The organism is Bacteroidota bacterium (assembly GCA_018698135.1).
Classification (GTDB): domain Bacteria; phylum Bacteroidota; class Bacteroidia; order CAILMK01; family JAAYUY01; genus JABINZ01.
Map to the genome: position 1 here is coordinate 1 of JABINZ010000147.1, position 20,433 is coordinate 20,433.

General features: G+C 35.1%; 16 protein-coding genes. 10 read left to right on the forward strand and 6 right to left on the reverse strand.

Annotation, left to right across the window (positions count from 1 at the left end; translation table 11 throughout):
- On the reverse strand, positions 1–2,143 hold a 2,143-nt coding region (locus HOG71_09635; protein MBT5991099.1), incomplete at its 3' end, for a hypothetical protein.
- 282 nt (positions 2,144–2,425) lie between these two features.
- Between HOG71_09635 and HOG71_09640 the strand changes: the two genes are divergently transcribed.
- Complete coding sequence (locus HOG71_09640) at positions 2,426–2,764, forward strand: cupin domain-containing protein (protein ID MBT5991100.1); 339 nt, start codon at positions 2,426–2,428, stop codon at positions 2,762–2,764.
- Between the two features lie 52 nt (positions 2,765–2,816).
- Positions 2,817–3,998, forward strand: coding sequence for a TonB family protein (locus HOG71_09645; protein ID MBT5991101.1), 1,182 nt, complete (start codon positions 2,817–2,819; stop codon positions 3,996–3,998).
- Between the two features lie 319 nt (positions 3,999–4,317).
- On the opposite strand, the gene HOG71_09650 is transcribed toward HOG71_09645, so the two are convergent.
- Positions 4,318–5,241, reverse strand: coding sequence for a T9SS type A sorting domain-containing protein (locus HOG71_09650; GenBank protein MBT5991102.1), 924 nt, complete (start codon positions 5,239–5,241; stop codon positions 4,318–4,320).
- Between the two features lie 165 nt (positions 5,242–5,406).
- Here HOG71_09650 and HOG71_09655 point away from each other — a divergent pair, with 165 nt between their 5' ends.
- From HOG71_09655 to HOG71_09670, 4 genes are all read left to right on the forward strand, one after another.
- Positions 5,407–5,565 (forward strand): hypothetical protein, encoded by a 159-nt coding sequence (locus tag HOG71_09655; protein MBT5991103.1) that lies wholly within the window; start codon positions 5,407–5,409, stop codon positions 5,563–5,565.
- A 4-nt stretch (positions 5,566–5,569) separates the two neighbouring features.
- Positions 5,570–8,101: a tetratricopeptide repeat protein gene (locus tag HOG71_09660; protein MBT5991104.1), complete on the forward strand. Its 2,532-nt coding sequence runs from the start codon at positions 5,570–5,572 to the stop codon at positions 8,099–8,101.
- A gap of 134 nt (positions 8,102–8,235) precedes the next feature.
- Positions 8,236–9,807 (forward strand): T9SS type A sorting domain-containing protein, encoded by a 1,572-nt coding sequence (locus HOG71_09665; GenBank protein MBT5991105.1) that lies wholly within the window; start codon positions 8,236–8,238, stop codon positions 9,805–9,807.
- 109 nt (positions 9,808–9,916) lie between these two features.
- Complete coding sequence (locus HOG71_09670) at positions 9,917–10,783, forward strand: T9SS type A sorting domain-containing protein (protein ID MBT5991106.1); 867 nt, start codon at positions 9,917–9,919, stop codon at positions 10,781–10,783.
- A gap of 540 nt (positions 10,784–11,323) precedes the next feature.
- Here HOG71_09670 and arsC read toward each other — a convergent pair.
- The 4 genes from arsC to HOG71_09690 form a co-directional block, all read right to left on the reverse strand.
- Positions 11,324–11,665, reverse strand: a complete 342-nt coding sequence (gene arsC / locus HOG71_09675) for an arsenate reductase (glutaredoxin) (protein MBT5991107.1) — start codon at positions 11,663–11,665, stop codon at positions 11,324–11,326.
- 80 nt (positions 11,666–11,745) lie between these two features.
- Positions 11,746–12,882, reverse strand: coding sequence for a saccharopine dehydrogenase (locus HOG71_09680; protein MBT5991108.1), 1,137 nt, complete (start codon positions 12,880–12,882; stop codon positions 11,746–11,748).
- A 299-nt stretch (positions 12,883–13,181) separates the two neighbouring features.
- On the reverse strand, positions 13,182–13,631 hold the full coding sequence (locus HOG71_09685; GenBank protein MBT5991109.1) for a hypothetical protein: 450 nt from the start codon (positions 13,629–13,631) through the stop codon (positions 13,182–13,184).
- A gap of 132 nt (positions 13,632–13,763) precedes the next feature.
- The gene (locus HOG71_09690; protein MBT5991110.1) at positions 13,764–14,291 is read right to left on the reverse strand and encodes a nitroreductase; all 528 of its coding nucleotides are present in this window, start codon (positions 14,289–14,291) and stop codon (positions 13,764–13,766) included.
- A 201-nt stretch (positions 14,292–14,492) separates the two neighbouring features.
- Here HOG71_09690 and dacB point away from each other — a divergent pair, with 201 nt between their 5' ends.
- The 4 genes from dacB (at position 14,493) to HOG71_09710 (ending at position 20,335) form a co-directional block, all read left to right on the forward strand.
- The gene (gene dacB, locus HOG71_09695; GenBank protein MBT5991111.1) at positions 14,493–16,043 is read left to right on the forward strand and encodes a D-alanyl-D-alanine carboxypeptidase/D-alanyl-D-alanine-endopeptidase; all 1,551 of its coding nucleotides are present in this window, start codon (positions 14,493–14,495) and stop codon (positions 16,041–16,043) included.
- A gap of 72 nt (positions 16,044–16,115) precedes the next feature.
- Positions 16,116–17,714 carry a DUF4139 domain-containing protein gene (locus HOG71_09700; protein ID MBT5991112.1) on the forward strand — a complete coding sequence of 533 codons (1,599 nt, stop codon included), beginning with the start codon at positions 16,116–16,118 and terminating at the stop codon, positions 17,712–17,714.
- 165 nt (positions 17,715–17,879) lie between these two features.
- Positions 17,880–18,707 (forward strand): hypothetical protein, encoded by an 828-nt coding sequence (locus HOG71_09705; protein ID MBT5991113.1) that lies wholly within the window; start codon positions 17,880–17,882, stop codon positions 18,705–18,707.
- A 71-nt stretch (positions 18,708–18,778) separates the two neighbouring features.
- Entirely contained in the window at positions 18,779–20,335 is a 1,557-nt protein-coding gene (locus HOG71_09710) for a hypothetical protein (protein MBT5991114.1), read from the forward strand.
- Positions 20,336–20,433: the final 98 nt, after the last annotated feature.

A 20,433-nucleotide genomic window follows, 5' to 3' on the forward strand; every position in this document is an offset into this window, starting at 1 on the left:
CTGCCAATATATTCCCTTTTACACGGATAGAAAAATTTCCCTGAAACTCGACAATAACGCCCGGATCAATTGTGAGTGTTACCCCAGGCTGAACAGTAACATCGCATGTAATCTTTACTTTATTGGCATCCCAAGTTGTGTTATTACTAATATTACCACAAACTGTAATAAAAGATTTGTCTTCATAGGGCCCCATATCAACTATTGAATTAAACACTCTTTCTTTACCAACTAAATCATTAGTAGGTAAATACAAGCCAGTAATAGAAGGACTTCCTGCATTAATACACGGAGAGGTCGATTGCAATGACCAATCTCTGTAGCTTAAACCATCATAATCTATTCCTGATGAATAAGAAGGGTAGGTGAAAAGTGGGTCTGAACTAATATTGCCCGTTCCTGAAAATCCTCCCTCTATACAAGAATAAGTTATTGAAGTAGAACCACCTGTATATAATTCTTTATACGAAGATGCATTCGTTCTGTAGTTATCATAAAAGATACAATTGATTACATTCGGAACATTATAAATGTATGCTGCACCTCCATAATAAAGATTGACCTGATTTTTTGAAAGCGTATTATTGGCAATAATACCAGAACAACTGGACAAAAACATTCCTCCACCATAATATTCCGCTTCATTGTTTACCATCAGGTTATTTGAAATGCGAGAAGTTCCATTTAAACTAGTTGCATATATTCCTCCACCATAACGACTACTATAATTATTTGCAATCATACAGTTTTCGACAATTATTTTTCCTCCAGTAATGTAGAATCCTCCACCATAGTAATCTGGATAAGAAGTGCCATTTGCTTTTCCATAAGTTATTTTACAATATTGAAATTTTGTTGTATCGTTGGAAGAGGAAACACCGCTATATCGAATGCCTTTCCATCCAACATTTTTGTAATAGGCTGACATAATAATAAAGGAATCCTTGCTTCCTTGAGCCAAAACACGTCCTTTGATTTCAAATTTATGATGCCCATTAAATAGCACTTTTGTTCCTGGAGCTATACTTAGGGTGACCCCATGGTTAACCGTAACATCACAATTCACCAAAATTTGTCCCGACCAGCTCGTATTAGTTGTAATATTACCACAGAATTGTGTGCTTTGGACGTATTCGTAGGCACCCATATCCATGTCATCATGATCTACTCGTATATAACCATCTAAATCATATAATGGATCAAAACCAAATGAAATAGACTGATAGCCTTCATCAATACATGGGGAAGAGGATTGCAATCGCCAATTGCTATTAAATCCTTGGGAAGAAGTTCCTGTTGAAGAGGACGGAGATATAAAAAGAGGATCTGCATCAATGTTATAATAACCGTTTGAATATCCACCTTCAATATCACAAAAATAGACAATGTTTAATGTGGATGGGTATAGATTATCAGCTGAGTAAGCAGCTTCGTTACCATAAATAATGCTATTGGTAATATATGGTGTAGTTCCGTTTGCATAAATACCTCCACCTGAAGATGATGCGTAATTATTAACAATGGTGTTTCCTACTAAAAGTGGATTGGAGGATGAATACATATAAATAGCACCCCCATTTGATCCTGATTGGTTGTTGCAGATAATATTATTACTGATAGTAGGAGAGGCCCCTGTTCGGCAAGATATGGCTCCTCCATAGTTGGTTGCCAGATTATTACTAATTACACAATTTTGAACAAGTAATTTTGAGAATCCCTTAACAAATAAAGCTCCACCTTGTTTTTCTTCAAAAGTTCCTGCATTGGCTTTTCCATAAAGAATATTGCAATAAACTAATTTGGAACTATCATTTGTAGAAGCTGTATTATCGAAACGGATGCCTTTAAAACCAGTGGAAATATAATAGGCTTTTATGCTTATAAAATTTGAGTCTTGTCCAATAGCCAGTAGTCTTCCCTGAACCGCTAATTTATAATGCCCAACAAAATAAACTTCAACTCCGGGATCAATGGTTAAAGTGGTATTATCAGCAATAGTGATATCTCCAAAAACATAATATGGTGAACCGCTGCTTGTCCAGTTTCCCGATACATTACCTGAATAGATATAGGTATATGCAGATGAATTGAATGAAATAAATGACAATAAAACAAGAATATATAGTGTAAATAATTTTTTCATAATAATTTTTTTAGCTCTTATGCATTGGAGGGATGATCAAATATATTAAAAATAATTCATCTGTTTATAATTTTTTTTTAGTTGTCAGATGGAACTCACATGATAATCATCCCCTTATGTGAGGAATACCTTACTCATGCTCGATTCATATGTCAATGCCTAAATTAATTTAACCAATTATTCCTTTTATTTTTATAAATAACCTATGTTTCGAATGCTGAAATAATCTATCTCTATTATTTTCAGCACATTAATGCTTATTTTTGATCTTCAATTCGTAAGATGGAAACAACTAAATTTTACCCAGCCTTGATTCAGGGTTTACCGGAAGCAGATGTCCCTTTCAAAGGTGTTAAAGCATGGATATCACAAGCAGAAAATCATCAGATTGTCTATTTTGAAATTGAAGCCATAGGAGAAGTAGCAGCTCATAAACATGGAGCTCAGTGGGGTTATGTATTTGAAGGAGATATGGACTTAACAATTGATGGTAAAACAAAAAACTATCAAAAAGGTGATTCTTATTTTATTCCTTCTGGAGTAATGCATTCAGCTAAATTCAATAATAAAACATGGATTATGGATTTTTTTGCTGATAAGTCACGTTATCAGCCAAAATAAAACTTATTAATTATAAATTGCTTTCTTTCTTCAACCATAAATAAATGCTCAAATGAAGCTTAAATCAAATTATCACTTCTCCAACTTCATTCCAATTTTTCTATTATTGTTCATTTCCAATTCTGCTTTTAGTCAGAGTTCAATCGACTACAAAGCTGTAAACAAAGGTGATTACTACATTTTTGTGAATGAAGATGGAAAAAAAACAGTTAAAGGAAAATATAAAGAGGCAAAAGACTTCTCCGAAGGACTCGCTGCTGTAAAATTTGTAGACAGTTGGGGCTATATAAATAATAGAGGCAAAGTAATTATCCCTATTATTTATGAGGAAGCTTGGCCATTTAAGGATGGATATGCAAAAGTGAAAATAAATGGTCGAATAACAAGTATTGATAAAAATGGAAGGGGCTTGGGCTATTTAACCATGAATTATTATGTTTTGGAAACAGAGGGTTTATCGAGGTATCGAAACAATTCAAAATATGGATTTGTAAATGCCAAGGAAGAAATTATCATCCCTTTGGAATTCGATACGGTTGCGGATTTTAATCAATCATATGCTCGTGTGTCTAAAAATGGAAAATGGGGAGTAATTGATAAAAGTGGGCGTGTTGTCATTTCATTTGAATATGATTTTGTTTACCCGTTTAGGTATGATTACTTCATGCTTAGAATTGTTGATAATGATACCTGTAAGTACAATTTTATCAAGCTGTCTGGCGAATTAATTAGTAATGAGTGGTTTGAAGAAGGAATTTCCTTTTACAAAGGCAATGCGTTTGTTGTTCAGGATGGAAGTAGTTTTCGAATGAACCAAAAAGGTGAATTAACAGCACTTTCTGATAGCTTTCAAATTAAGTCTGCATGCGGGTTAAATACTACTTTTGAAATAGACTCCTCTATTAAACCAACTGCTGATTCCTTGTTGCTAATATTTGAAAATCCACCTCAATTTAAGGATGGTGACAGTGGCCGAAATAAATTCCTTTGGAAGAATATCCAGTATCCTGATCTCGAAAGAGACAATGGCATACAAGGACTGGTTGTCGTAGAATTTGTTGTCAATAAAAATGGAAACATTCAAGATGTAGCAATCAAAAAGGGAATTACACCCAATATTAATAAAGAGGTTTTACGCATTATCGGTTTAATGTCGGATTGGGAGCCAGGCAGCTTGTATGGTATTCCTGAATGTGTCAGGATATATTTACCTGTTCGATTTGTATTGAATTAAGCATAAAAAAAAGGATACCGAGTGATATCCTTAGGTTGTTAGCGTTTTATCGTAGAACATTTAGAAAAAATCCTAATAAATCACAAAACGTCAATTCTCAAATCTCACATAAATCGCAAATATCAATTTTCAAGTAACAAATTAACAACAAACTTCAATAATCAAATCTTAGAATGATAATTCGTTATATCATTTTTATACAAACTTGGTTTTTTGTTTTTAAATATTGAGTATTATTTGCTATTTATATTTTGACTTTTGGTGCTTTTAAAAGAATTCTTTCGCATCCTTAAACACTGTATTTAAAATCAAAGGTGAATTATTTCAAAATAACTTTCTTCTGAAAACTAGTGCTATTGGCCATAATTTGAACGATATAAATACCTTTTGCTTCTTGAGATAAATCAAGGCTTTCATATGCAGCACTAATCTTTTTGCTCGTTACTTCCCGACCATTCATATCCACAACACGAACATCAAATTCCTCGGTTTTTATTGCTGATTGTTTAATGATAAGATTTCTGTTTCTGACAAAAATCTTTGTATTTGTTGCCAGTGCATTTTCTTCCAAATCAGATGATGTTACTCCAGCAAAAACGGATTTATCAGGAGTACCTTCCATGCCATAATCTTTCACAACAAAACTTTTAGCATCAGCAGCTACGTCAACCCGAATCCAACCATAGCGAGAAAGTGTGTCACCATTTTCAACCTGCTTGAGGCGTAAACCAATAAATTTGTCTACAACACCATCAAATAATCCCATATCAATGGGGTATGAGGCATAGGTAACACTACCCATCATTATTTTAACAAGTCCTTTAGCATTCATTATGTTATACGAATCGGACCAAAAGGAGGAGCCTCCGCTCACATCTTTAATTTCATCATTCTGGTTTAAAAGTCCAACAACACTTAGATAGTTGGATGATGAGATATAACTGCTTTGTAACAATATTTCATTACCATTCATAGGCTCTATCCCTACATAGTCTATATTGGCCACTATATTTAATCCATAGGTAGTGGAAGTGGTATTTATTTGAGCTGCCTTCAGGTTGAAATCCATCATCCCGTCATTGTTCAGATCCAAAAGGAAAGAATCATTAGCAGTGATTGTTTTATCTGGATTGATATCTGTATGATAAACCTGTGCTTGTGCTTGTGATGCAGCTAAAACACCTAGGGCAACAGCTGAATACATAGCTAATTTGCCTTCCATTGATTTTGAATTACTTTCCATAATTATTTTTTCATGTTCATTGAGTCCTTCATAAAAGCAAATATCATGCATCAAATAGCTGCATGTTAAATTTTATTTCCATCGATTAAATAACCCATTTTCCTTCCTAAAATACCTATTATTGTAAGCAATTAGGAATAAACAAATCGAACAAAAGAAAATAAATTGAAAGAGAAAAATAAAGAATATCCAACTTATGAAATTCCCGTTGATGGCTCTTTAGGTTTGCTTGCATTAGGTGCAGTTGGTCTGGAAGCTTGGCGAAAAGTGAGAAGAGAAGCCATTAGAAAGGAAATTAAGAAAAGTAAAGAGCTGAATAAATAAGTGGATGAAAAAACAAAAAGTATTATTAATAGGCTGGGATGCTGCTGATTGGAAAGTGATCAATCCTTTAATGGATGCTGGTAAAATGCCAGCCTTGGAAAAATTGGTGAATAGAGGAGTAATCGGTAACATAGCCACACTCGATCCTCCACTTTCGCCCATGTTATGGACTTCTATTGCTACGGGGATGCGTGCTGATAAACACGGTATTCTTGGATTTGCAGAACCAGTACCTAATGTTGGAGGTGTTAGACCCATTAATGTCACTTCGCGAAAAGTACATGCTATTTGGAATATTCTCAACAGCAAAGGATTAAAATCCAATGTGGTTAGCTGGTGGCCTAGTCATCCTGCAGAACCAATTGATGGAGTTGTTGTTTCGAATTTCTATAAAACGGCCGGAAAACCTTATGGAAAGCCTTGGCCCATGCAAAAGGGAACCATACATCCTGAGGAAATGATTAAAACACTCAAGAAGTATCGGGTGCATCCCGGAGAACTGACAGCAGCTCATATTTTGCCATTTGTACCTAATGCAGCAGATATTGATCAGGATAAAGACAAACGTTTATCATCTGTTGCTAAAATTACAGCAGATGCAGCAAGTGTTCAGGCATCAGCTACTTGGTTGATGGAAAATACAGAATGGGATTTCATGGCTGTTTATTTCGATGCTATCGATCATTATGGCCATGGGTTTATGAAATTCAGAGCACCCCAACTCAAAGGTATTCCTGATGATTTATTCAATCATTACAAAGATGTTATAGATGGGGGATATATCTATCATGATATGATGCTGGAAAGAATGATGGATTTGGCTGGAGATGACACAACAGTCATTCTTATTTCTGATCATGGTTTTCATTCCGATCATTTGAGACCATTGTCATTACCCAAATTACCTGCAGCTCCTGCCTTAGAGCACAGACCCTATGGTATCATATGCATGGCCGGACCCGGTATTCGGAAGGATGAGAGAATTTATGGTGCTTCTTTATTGGATATTACACCAACAATTTTATCTATTTATGACTTGCCTTTGGGAAAAGATATGGATGGAAAAGTATTGCTGAATGCATTTGAAGAACCTAAACTTCCAGAATACATTGAAAGCTGGGAAAAAGAAGAAGGTAATTTTGGCAATCATCCTGATCATATTAAGGAGGATACTTACGAATCTGCTGAGGCTTTGAAGCAATTGGTAGAACTTGGTTATATGGAAGATCCTGGACCTGATAAAAACAAGGCCATGGAAAACGTAACCAACGAAGCACACTATAATTTAGCGAAGGTTCACGCGAGTGCGGGTAAATACGATAAAGCCATACAATTGGTTGAAGAGCTTTTTGCAAAAAACTCAGAGGATCTTCGCTATAATCTGGATTTAGCTAACTGGTATTTACAAACCAAGCAAGTAGCAGCAGCTACCAAAATTATTGAGAACCTTAAACAATTAAAAGATCAGCCCGTACCAAGCCTCGATTTACTGGAAGGTTTATTGAATACCTACAAAAACAAACCACATAAAGCATTAAAACTATTCAAGGAAGCGGAAAAGGCCAATCCACGTTTACCCGGATTGCATCTTGAACTAGGAAAAATATATTTACAGACCAGAAGATACAAAGATGCTGAAGGGGCATTTTTAAAAGCATTGGATATTGATGATGGTAATGCTGCCGCCTATCATGGCCTTGGTATTAGTTATTTACGACAAGGGAAATATGAGCAAGCTGCACATGAAGCACTTAATGCGATTGGCCTGATGTATCATTTTCCACCTGCTCATTATCATTTGGGTGAGGCTTTGTTTATGCTTGAAAAATATGTGGAGTCATCACAGGCATTTGAAGTAGCATTAAGTATGATGCCACGACTCAACAAAGCCAGACGCTGGTTGGTAAAAATTTATAGAGATAAATTGAAAGATGAAGCAAAAGCATCTTTTCATGATAAAATATTAGTAGAACAAATGAAGGGAACAGTAATTATTGTATCAGGATTGCCAAGATCAGGTACCTCCATGATGATGCAAATTTTGGATGCAGGTGGGTTAACTATTTTAACTGATGAGGCACGAAAAGCCGATGATAATAATCCAAAGGGATATTATGAATTGGAGAAAGTGAAAAAACTTACTCAAAAAAATGACTGGCTCCCTGAGGCTGATGGAAAAGTGATTAAAGTAATTGCTCATTTATTGAAGTTTTTACCAAATAATATCGACTTTAAAATTGTTTTTATGCAAAGAGACATTTATGAAGTTGTTGCTTCTCAACAAAAAATGCTAGGTAAAAAAGATGATGCTTTTCCTGTAGCCATTGCTACGGCTTTTGAAAACGAATTGAAAAAAGTTGATGTTTGGCAAAAAAAAGAACCCAATGTGGAACTTTTATACATGAATTATACAGACATTATTGCCAATCCATTCGAAGAAATTGAAAAGGTAAATGAGTTTTTAAATTATCAGCTCGATATGGAAAATGCCATTAAAGCTGTTGATCCTGATTTATATCGCAATAAAAAGGCATAGCAAGGATAGGATGCAAAATTGAAGGAATGTGCTTTCGTTTGAAGTGACATTTTATTATCAGTTATATTTTCTTACCTAAAATGGTTACAAAAGCGATTTAAAATATACTAATCCCTGTTAAAAAAAACATGATCATGAAATCCAAAAACAGAAAACAATCACTCGATATTCAATTAGCAGCTTATTCCGTAATCGCAGTTGGTGTTATGGCTAATCCGCTAGCATCTGATGCACAAGTTCTTTATACTGATTTGTATGAAGATGTTCAAAAAACAGATACTGCAGAATATATTTTTGATATAAACGAAGATAAATTCCACGATTTACGGGTTTTTTCCGGATTTCATGATAATGGACAGTTTGTAAATATGCAATTGGGCGATAGTGTAGAAGTATTGGGTAACACCTATGGTTATTATTTTTACCCTTTTGCTTTAGATCAGGGTGCTAGTATTGATGGTAATAATCCAAATTGGCATGATAGAGATTATGGCACCATGAATTGGCAAAGCAATAACGATTATGGAAATTGGATAGGCGTAGAGGATAAGTATGTAGGAATCAAAATAATTTTGAACGGAAATTCATACTTCGGATGGGCACGCCTGGATGTAGATGTTGATGCGAAGAAATTTATTGTGAAAGATTATGCTTTTGAATTTCGTTCCGGACATGCCATTATCTGTGGCGAAGCTTTAACAACCTACGGTATTAGCGAACTAACGGCAGTAGATGTTGCCGATCAAGGCGATCCGTCCGATATGCAAATAAGTTTCAGAAAAGCCATTGATGAAACAAAAGTCAATGAATACCGTATAATCCTTGTAAAAACCACTGATACCATACAATTAAGTCCTGCTTTGGCCATGACATTGTCATCAGATTATTACACTACAGTTGCAAAAACGGGTAACGATATTATGACGACTCTACCAACAAATGCTAAAGATAAAAATGGTGATCTGATTAAGAATGGTGTTTATTACAAAGCCTATGTGTTGAGTGTTCCCGATGGTGTTAACGCCACTGAACCTATCTTGTCAACTAATCAGAAATATGTAGTATTGCATGTTCCTTCCTCTGAAGCTGGCAAACCTACTGCAATCGATATTAGCGATCATAACAATGGGAGTGATGTACAGGTTAATTTTGCTATGGCTTCTGATGAGAGTAAAGTTAGCCAGTATCGCATATTTGTGATCAAAACAGAGAAAGTGAATAGCTTTACAATCGATGTGGCCAAAGCTTGTGGCCCTGCAAAATTCATTAATGTCGACAAAACCGGAAGTGATATCGAAAAAGTACTGGACGCTAGTTTAAAAGATACGGATGGTGATTTAATTAAAGACAATACGAATTATCATGTTTATATTATGAGCATTGCAGATGGTGTTTTTGCTTCTAAAAATGTATTGTCAGAACCTTCTGATCAGTTTAAATTAAGTAGTAAAGTTTCCATTTTAGCAGATAAATACAATGCTTTTAATCCGTATAATTCAGATAATAAATTAGTCCTATCAACTGATTTTCTTATTCCTTCTGGAAGCCAATTGCAGGTTTTTAGTGTGGATGGTCAACTTCAATTAGAGCGTAAGGAGATTTCATCAAATGAGGAAATTCCACATAGCTTAAGCAATGGTGTTTATATTATGCTATTATTAACGCCAGACAATCAGTATTATAAAAAGATTGTTATAAGCAATTAAGACTATTTTATGGTCTTATTTCTATTTCGAATGTGGAAAAACACCATAGAAATAATTAGGAAACTCCCTGCTCCAAATTGTAATTTTACATTTCATTAATACAAGTTCTATGAAAAAAGAAAAGTTTACACAATCATCTTTGGAATCTAAACTTAAAACCTATTCAGCCATAGCAGCAGGAGTGGTGGCTGCCACTTCCGTTTCAAATGCGCAAATCGTCTATACCGATGTTAATCCTGATGTCATGTTAAGTGATAGTTCATATATGATTGATTTGAATCAGGATGCAGTTGGAGACTTCAATGTGATTCATATAGCATATAGCTATGGATCTACTTCATTTCTTAATTTAATTGGTTTACAGGCATTAAATAATAATGAAGTTTTAGGTGATACCATTGTAAGCTCTACTTATTCCGACATATCGTTTTATCCTGCAATGCTGGATGCCAATGACGATATTGAGGAAAATGGACAAATTTGGTTCAATAGTTCGTATGGAATGATGTACTACAATGGTGTTTATGGAAGTTATAATTTCAAAGGTGGCGACTGGCAAAATGCAACTGATAAATATTTAGGATTGCGAATAAGCATCAATGGTAAATGGCATTATGGTTGGGCAAGACTGGATATTACATCCAATGGAACAGCTTTTATTATTAAGGATTATGCTTACGAAAGCTCACCTGAAACACAGATTTGGGCTGGTGTTAAAAGTTCATCTGTTTTAGACGATCCAACAAAAGCCATCCAGGTATTTAGCGGACCCAATAATTTGATTATAAAAACAAATGGTGTTCATGTCGATGGAAATCAAGTAAATATATTCAATTCTGTCGGACAAAAAATGCAAACTGTTGATATTAATTCCAGAAAAAATATTATTAGTCTTGGAGACTTTACTCCCGGGGTTTATATCGTGAACATGACTGTAGCTGGTCAGCCATTATCCAAAAAATTTATCGTAAGATAAGACACAAATTACAATAGTTAAACCCTGCTTTCGAGTGGGGTTTATTGTTTATTCTCAGCTTCATCTCTCGAAGAGGACGCTGCTGCCAAAGTATTCTGTTCTACATCTCAGTGTCACACATTTTCTTTTAACAAAGGCGCTGAGTTATCGTTAGTGGAGACACTGAGTGTACGAAAAATTCCTCAATGGCGTCATTCCCATGAAAATGGGAATCTCATATTCACAATTTGGAGATTCCCGCTTTTATTCTCATCAGCGTCTCTCGAAGATGACGCTGATGCCCAAGTAGTATATTCTACATCTCAGTGTCACACATTTTCTTGTGACGAAGGTGATGAGTTATCGTAAGTGGAGACACTGAGGGGACGAACAATAGATAAACCCTGCTTTTGTCTCATCAGAGTCTCTCGAAGAGGACTCTGATGTCTTGCATTGTATCGTCCTAAAATAAGTTTACAGTTTTTTGCTTAATCCTGATATAGATTTACAAATTTAGGCTGTTTGTTTCCGTTAGTGGAGACCCTGAGGGTGCGGAAAATCCTAAAACAATTTCTCAATATTCTCTACAGGACGCGCAAGAACTGCTTTTCCATCTTTTATAATAATGGGTCTTTCAATAAGCTTTGGGTTTTTAATCATGGCATTTATGATCTCTTCTTCGCTCATTTCCTTGCCTTTGAATTTTTGTTTCCAAATGTCTTCATTTTTCCTGACCATTTCCAAAGCAGTCATTCCAAGCTGGTTTAATACCGTTTTCATCTCATCAGCATTTGGAGGATTGTTCAAATAATCAACAATTTCGAAATCACTTGTTTTGCTTTTCAAGAATTCAAGTCCTTCACGACTTTTTTTACATCTGTTATTGTGAAATATTTTTATCATTATTTCTATTTTAATTACCAATAAATAGTAATACTGCAATTTTACAATTTCTCAGTTTTACAATTTCTCCATTCCCAATACTATTCTTCACGAATACTCTCCCTATAAACCACATTCCTTTCTTTTAATCCATCGAGTAAAAACTGAACACATTCGGGATAGTCTCCTATATATTCAGGTGGACTTATTCCTCTTTTACTATACAAGCTGGCAGCAAGCATTCGCACAGCCATAGTAGCTGTATAGCCTGTTGTTCGTGCCATTGAATGAACCTGGGTAGTTGTATCGAACGAATCAAATAAATAATAGGTATAGGTTTTTGTTTTACCTCCAATTTGGCCTGATACAATGATTTTCATCACAGTCAGATCTTCTTCTCCAGCTTTCAATTCCCACATAGGAAACATCAACTTAGCAGTTAAGTCAATCGGTCGGATAGAAACACCGTTTACATCAATTACATTTTCACTGAATAAACCCATTTCTCTCAAAAACTTCATTTTGTCAACATGACCAGGATAGCGCAATGTTTTTTCGATCATATCAGGACAATCAATCGTTTGAAGTAAGGACCGCAAACCATCGCTATTAAATGCTTCAAGCGTGCCTATTCCATCAAAATCCATCGATTCTAAATCAGAAAGAGCAGGTTTAATGACAATTTCATTGTTTTGCTTAAAACGCGAGGGCCGTGTGTATTCTTCAATTACATCAATAGGAGAGAAGACCGCTTTGTATTCGAAAGGTTGTATTCGGATTTTTGGTAATCCACCAACATAAATGGCAATTCTTTCGCATTTATCCATTTTTTTTGCTGCATAAGCGGCTAGTATGTAACTCATTCCGGGAGCTACACCACAATCCATGATGGCAATTACATTTTTTTCTAAAGCCAATTGATGCAATTGGAAAGGATCTTCAGGAAAAAAGGAAATATCTACGACATCTTTTCCAACCTCTATAATAGATTTAAGTGTTTGAAACCCCATAAAACCAGGGACTGCATTCAAAACCAAATCAAAATCCTTTACTAGTTCTTTCAATTGATTTGTATCTGATAGATCCCTTACCCATTTTTGAATTGGAAAATCTGTAGGAACTCTGTCAAGTTGCGATTGACTTTTATCTGCAATGCTTACTTGAAATTGATGATCTTTGGCCAAATCCATGGCCATAGGAGCTCCCACCAGCCCTGAACCCAATACAATTATTTTCATTTCTTCAAATTATTTTAACTTATATCTTTTATTATACCACAAACATATTTACCGTAATACTATTCATGTTTAGGCCACTGATTCGCAGAAATCTCACTTGTCTCATGAAAACAAATCAGTGGAATCTGTGGCAATTTTTACATCATAGGGACAATTGCGGATATTCAATTATTTTATTATTTGTAAGGTTTTATTATTTCTTTCGTCTAATTAAGCACTTCGATAAGCCAGAATAAATCGGTGTGATTTGATAATTGTTTCTTTTAGTGTTAGCCGGTTCCAATAGGTGCCGGCTTTTTTTATTCTAACATAATTTTGCTGCTGCGGTCAATATTTGTACGCTTGGCAAATACAAATTCATAATAGGCTGCATCACCTGTTTGTAACGCAACATCAATTTGGCTTCTGCCCATTTCTAGTCCATCCTGATCAAATACTTTGGCATGAATTGTTTGTTCAAAATCCTGATTAGAGATTAAATAAACGACTAATATATTATCAGTTCCAATACTGTCGTTTGCCAAGCTTATTTTTCCGCTTTCCAATCCTTTTGCAACCAATTGATCTGAAAGCTCCAGATCAATTTTAAATGTTTCTTCAACTCCTTCACTAATTCCTTTCCCAAACTCACCGGCTGTTTTACCCACTATTTCACCACTTTCGTTAATGGCATTTTTTGCTTTTTCTTTAACCCGTTTGCAAGATGAAAAGGCAATGAAAATGAGAATGATATAGATGAAATACTTCATGATTTTGCTTTTTTACTTTGACTTTTGTGATCAATTCAACTTTAATTTTTTATTCAATCTACCTCTGTTGTATCGGATGGCAAAGCAGTATTATCCTCCCTTTGCTACGCTTCGGAAGGCAATGCAGTTTTGTCAAGGATACCTCTCCCAAAACACAACATCTTCAAATGCTTTTCTTTGCCTGATATGTCTTTCAGTATCTGCCTCATCAACAGGATAACCCATTGGAAGTAAGGCAATGGGCTCAATATGAGCTGGTAATTCCAATAATTCGTGACACATTTTTGCATCAAAAGCACAAATCCAGCAGCTAGCTAATCCAACTTCTGTGGCGGCTAATGTCATGTGATCCAATGCAATAGAGATATCCACATCGCAATGATCTTTTGAATCACTGGTTCTCACCCAACTTTGTTCATGATTTCCACAAGCAACGATAATGACTGGGGCGTTGGTAAACCAATCTCTTTTATATGTATCGTGCAGCATTTTACGAATTTCAGGATTTCGTATGACTATAAAAATCCAAGGTTGCCGGTTAGCAGCTGAAGGAGCAATACGCCCAGCTTCCAATACTGATTTTAATTTGTCTACCTCAACTTCTTTGTTCAGATAATCTCTGCAAGAGTATCTTTTTTTTGCTAATTCTAGAAAAGACATGTATTTCGATTGTTTTATTGTTTGAGCAAATTGAAATAAATTTATATGTCAAAAATTTAGTATACGAAAGTAAAAATTTATGGGGAGATTCTGAGTAGTTCTTGAAATCATTATTACTGAATAGAAAATATTCATAATCGTGGATTACTATAATGAAAAAACAATTTATAGATTGCTAATTTTGAAATACAATTTAATATGATGAAGAAAATAGCAATAGTAAGTTTAATTCTGCTTTTCTCATTTTTGAGTTTGGTTAATTCGTGCGTTGGCAAACAGCAAGCTCTTTTATATTCAAAATACCAGAATCATTCTTTTGATAGTTTGCAAATTAATTATAATGCTGCGACTGACCTGGCCATTAATAGCTTTGCTAATGAGCTATCTATGCAAAATGCCAGTATTGGTTTTTTGTTGATTGATCCTTCAAATCAGGATATAATTAGTGATTACAATTCAGATAAGGCACTAATACCAGCTTCAACCATGAAGTTATTTACTACCGCCACTGCCTTGGAAGTTTTAGGATCAGATACATCCTTTTCAACTTGGATTGAATATAGTGGCAATTTTGATACAGAATATGGTGTTTTAAATGGAAATATTTTTATTAAAGGTGGGGGAGATCCTTGTTTGGGATCGAAAGCATATAACCATCGATATTATCAACCCTATTTTTTAGAAGCCTGGGCAAAGGCAATTAAGGATATGGGTATTCATGTGATAAATGGAGATATTATAGCCGATGAACTGGTTTTTGATACCGACATAACTCCTGATGGCTGGAACTGGATAGACATTCCTGCCTATTACGGAAGCGCAGCTTCTGGTTTATCCATTTTTGAAAACACCTATACGTTGTCTATTCAGCCAGAAGCAGTAGGGAAATATTTGGTTCCTTATCAGGACATCAAACCATTTATACCCGATTTTTATGTTGAAAATCATTTGCATTATAGTCAGGATGGATCGCAATATCTTGATCTGATTGGGAGCTATTATTCAAATTACCGCATTGTAAAAGGGAAAATACCTAAAAACAAAAGCGAAATTACAATTGAAGGTTCTATTCCTGATCCTCCTTATTTGGCTGCATGGTATTTAAAAAGAGAACTCGAGGAAGCAGGCGTAAAAATTAGTGGCAAAGCAAGTAGTATGCGACAACTACATTCCGAAAATGTAAAACTCGATAAAAAACGATATCCCATTACGTCCATCATTTCGCCAAATCTGTCCCAGATTGTTACTCGTACCAACCTCAGAAGCAATAATTTGTATGCAGAACATTTAATCAGTCATATAGCCCATGCACAAACTGGCTTAGGTTCAACTTCAGTTGGCTCAGCTGCTATTATAAAATATTGGAATTCAAGAGGTTTGAATACTGATGGAATGTTTGTAGGTGATGGTAGTGGCTTGTCGAGAAGTAATACGTTAACAAGCAAACAACTGGTTCATTTGTTATATTTAATGCGTAAATCAAAAGTAAATGGACAATTGTATTTCGAATCACTACCCGTTTCAGGTGTTTCTGGTACGCTCAGAAAGTTTGCTACTTCTGCAACCGCTAAAGGAAAAATTCATGCAAAAAGTGGCTCGATGAACCGGATTAAAAGCTATGCAGGCTATATAGAGTGTAAAAGTGGAAATGAACTGATTTTTGCTTTCATAGTAAACAACTACAATGGAAATTCATCCGAGATTCGAGCATTAATGGCTAAAGTTCTTGAAAGTGTTATACAAAATAATTAAGGTATTTATGGAAAATGAATGAAAAGGCATCTACAGGATGAATTTTTTGAATCCCAAAAAAATAATAGAATCATGAAGAAAATAATCAGCTTATTGGTATTGTTTGTCATTATTATGACTGCTAGTGCAGCAGATAAACAAGTTAAAAGTGAAATGACAAAAGCAACCGTATATCGGCAAAATGGAAAAATTACACGTACAGCAACTACTACTGTGTCGACTGGCATTAACAAAATCATTTTTACAGATCTTGAAACTGTCATACAAGCACAAAGCATTCAGGTTAAAATGAGTCCCGGTGTTAAACTTTTGTCGGTAAGCTATGGTATTAACTATCTGAAAGACAAGGAAATTGGCAAAGAGTATAAAGTATTATCTGACTCAGTAGAATTGTTAAACGAGGATATAAGCTGGTTAGCTGAACAAAAGAGAGTTTTGGCGGCAGAAGAAAACCTCCTCAATCAAAATATTAAACTAGGCTCTACGCAAGAAAGTGTTTCTGTTGATGAATTGAAAGCACTAGCTAGCTATTATTCGACACGAGTAAAAGCTATTAAAAAAGAATACCTTGGATTAAACAGAAAGGAGAGCAAACTCAAAGAAATACGAAGCCGCATTCAAAACCAGATGGGACAAATGAATGTAAACAAAAGCACTCCGGTTGGAATGATTACCGTTGAGATTACTTCAAATAGTAGTAAAACAGCCAATTTTGAGTTATCCTATGTGGTTACCGGGGTTAGCTGGACACCCATTTATGATATCTTTTCAGAAGGATTAGATAAAAATGTGAAGATCGTTTACAAAGCCAATGTGGTGCAAAACACAGGTGTAAACTGGAAAAATGTAAAACTGACCATAAATACCGGGAATCCAAACACGAATAATAGCCGGCCAATTTTAAACCCCAGGTATTTAACACCATATGTTACAGCTGTAGTGTATGATCAATCAGTTTACGCTAATACAGCTTTGGTGAAAGGGTTGGATATAAAACGATCAGGTGAGTATGAAAAGAAAAAAGAAGATGCATTTTATGCTCCGATGGAAATGGTTGAAACCATAACCAATATGGAGTTCAGGGTAGATCAGGAATACAATATACCAGCTGATGGAAAAGCCCATTTGGTTACCATGAGTGATTATGATGTACCTGCTGATTATGAATATCATACTGTACCTATTATGGATAAGGGAGCATTTTTATTAGCTAAACTGACCGATTGGGGAAAACTGAACCTCTTGGCTGCATATGCCAATATTTTCCTCGATAATACCTATATCGGTCAGAGTTACATTAATCCCAACATCACTGTCGATACACTTTTGCTTTCTTTTGGTCGTGATGAGAAAATTATTGTTGATAGACAAAAAGTTTTCAGTGAATGCAAGACCAGTTCGTTGATGGGAAACATAAAGCATATGATGACTTATGAAATAAAAATCAGGAATACAAAGGGAACAAAAATCAGCATCGATGTGTTGGATCAAATTCCTATTAGTAACAACAAAGATTATGTAGTTGAGCTAATTGATAAAGGCGGAGCAGAATATTTAGAGAAATATGGGAAATTATCCTGGAAAATGGATCTCGCTCCAAATGAAAGCAAAACAATTCGCTTTCAATATTCTGTAAAGCATCCGAAAAACTTGACGTTACAAGGATTATAAATTGTAATTCCTAACCTAATTAAGATGTATAATCCCAAATAAAACCATTTGGGATTATTTTTTGTCTAAAAAGTGGACAACTAATATAAATATGAAGATTTAAGTCATTAATTTCGTACTATACAGTTTTGTTAATCATCGCTTTAATAGCATAAATTTAATTTCATGAAAACCGGTTATTCTAATCTTATTTTTCTGATTCTTGTTGTAGCTATTGCAGTTGGGGCTTCCTCCTGTGCAAAACTGGATACAATGGATGATGACACTTCATTTGCATCGGACTATGCCCTTGTTGAAGCTATTTTTGCTGATGAACAAAATATTGCCGATCAGTCAGTTGAAGGCAAACTAACTACCTATATTCCTGAATCAGGCGAAAGCATATTAAGTAATTGTGCAAGCATTACACTGAATTTGACCACTTCACCTAAAACTATTGTGGTGGATTTTGGCACTGCGAATTGTTTATGTGCTGATAATCGATTCAGACGTGGGAAAATAGTATTAAGTTTCACAGCTGCCTATAAAGATTCTGGCAGTATTGTTACGCACACATTTGATCAATATTTTGTGAATGATTATGAAGTAACAGGTTTGAAAACTGTTAGCAATAATGGTCATAATCAAAATGGTTTTTTGTCTTTTTCAGTTGAGGTCGATGCAAAAGTGTTTAAGCCCAATGGGGATTCTATTCGCTGGAAATCAGATCGAACAAGTACATGGATTGAAGGCGATTCTACACTGATTTGGTGGGATGATGTGTATTTGATTGATGGAAATGGAAGTGGAACAACATCTACTGGCTCAGCTTACATAATAGATATTACCAGAGCATTACGAAAGGAAATTGGCTATAAGCACATAGTCAGTGGAATTCTGGAACTTACGCCTGATAATAAATATACGCGTATTATAGATTATGGTGATGGCACACGAGATGATGAAGCAACCATCAGCATTAACGGAGTTACCTTCAATATTATTCTGAATTAAGTAGCAAATTTTCAACTCAAAAGCGCAATAATTAGTACTTTCGTTTCTCACAAATTCGAATGCTTTAGAATATGAGAAAACTTACACTGCTGCTGCTTTGCCTGATAACGTTGACTATCCAGGCACAAGACCTGATTATTTATCAAAAAAATACAACTGAAAACTATCTGATTCGATATCAATCGAGCGCTGATCATAATCAAGCGATTATAAATCAAATGTTAGCAGAATATGCCCGAGCACTTAATAAGGGTGTATATAATCTGGAGTTTTCATTTTCGCATCAGCAAAAAATATTACTGAGCAAAAAAGGACCAAAACTTACGATAGATATTGACATGCTTGATTTTGTTTCAAAAAGTGAGTTATTTTATAAGCAGTTCAATATTTCTGAATACTTTTTGCCAACAAATGTTGCTTTTACTGGCGAATTGTTAAAAGCAGACAATCTAATCCAATCTTATCAGATTAATAATACCTCTTTTGGGGATAGCAAGCGTTTTACTTTTTATCATACAGATAGCTCGATTGCCCGAAATTATCGTTTTATCGTAAAAACAAAATCCTTTTCCTATGAAAACAATACCGTTCAGGAATTAAAAGAACGATTGAATCAAATTGATGATTATTATGCATGGGATATTAAAATGAGAAACGCATTGGGCGATTTGGAAATTATGAACCCCAATAATCCTGACCAACTGGAGCGCAACAACAATGCTGTAAGGCAAATGGAAGACATGCTGCTTGATTTTGATAGAAGTCAAATGCAGAACACCCTGAATCTTCAATCAAATGATCCCATTCAATTACTCAACAGAATTTCATTTCTGGATCAAAAATTAAAGCAAGCACGTGAGGCTATCAATTATACCTATTCCATATTGCATGAAATTTTTTATCGAAGAGCATTGGAAGCCATGCTTGCTGGCGATAGTCATCGGGCTAAATCCTTGTTAATGCAATCCTTAGATGCCAACCATTCATTTGCACCAGCATTATTCCAGCTAGCTTCCATTGATTTTAGCGAAGGCAAAACTGGTGATGCAGCCGAAAAAATCACAAGCTTATTTCATAGCATGACTCCAGATCCCGAAACAGCCTTAATGGCTACTGAATTGGCTCATGATATTTATGCTGATTATTTATCATACATTGAATCCTTGATAGCTTCTGCCAAGTTTCAGCAAGCACTGGGTCTTATTCCTCAAGTGGAAGCTTATTGTCAGAATTTATATGTAGTACCATGCACAGATGCTATTGTGAAAAATCAAATTCTGGCACATAGGGGACAATATCAGTCGTTAATTACTGAATCGAAAAGTTATTTGCAAAGTGATAATTTGCAGGCAGCCGATGAATATATTGATGAAGCAATTGCCTATCAAAGCAAGTACAATGCATACATTCCTGATGGAAATGACGCACAGCAGCTTAAAAATAGGATAAAGGAAGCCCAGTATAAACTTTTGATACAAAATGGTCGCATAAATCTAAAAAATGGCGCTTTCGACTTGGCTTTTGATCAATTTAAAGAAGCAAAAAAACTGGAACAGCAATATCAGATTGCTGCACAATCAGATTTGACTAGTCTGCTGAAACAAGCCGCAAAACCAATCCTGTCCTAAATAAATTTCAGAACGATAAGAATGTCTAAATCAAGATAAAAAAGGATTATAATTGATGATTTTCAAAAAGCACCCCCTGTATATGTACTTGATTTCTA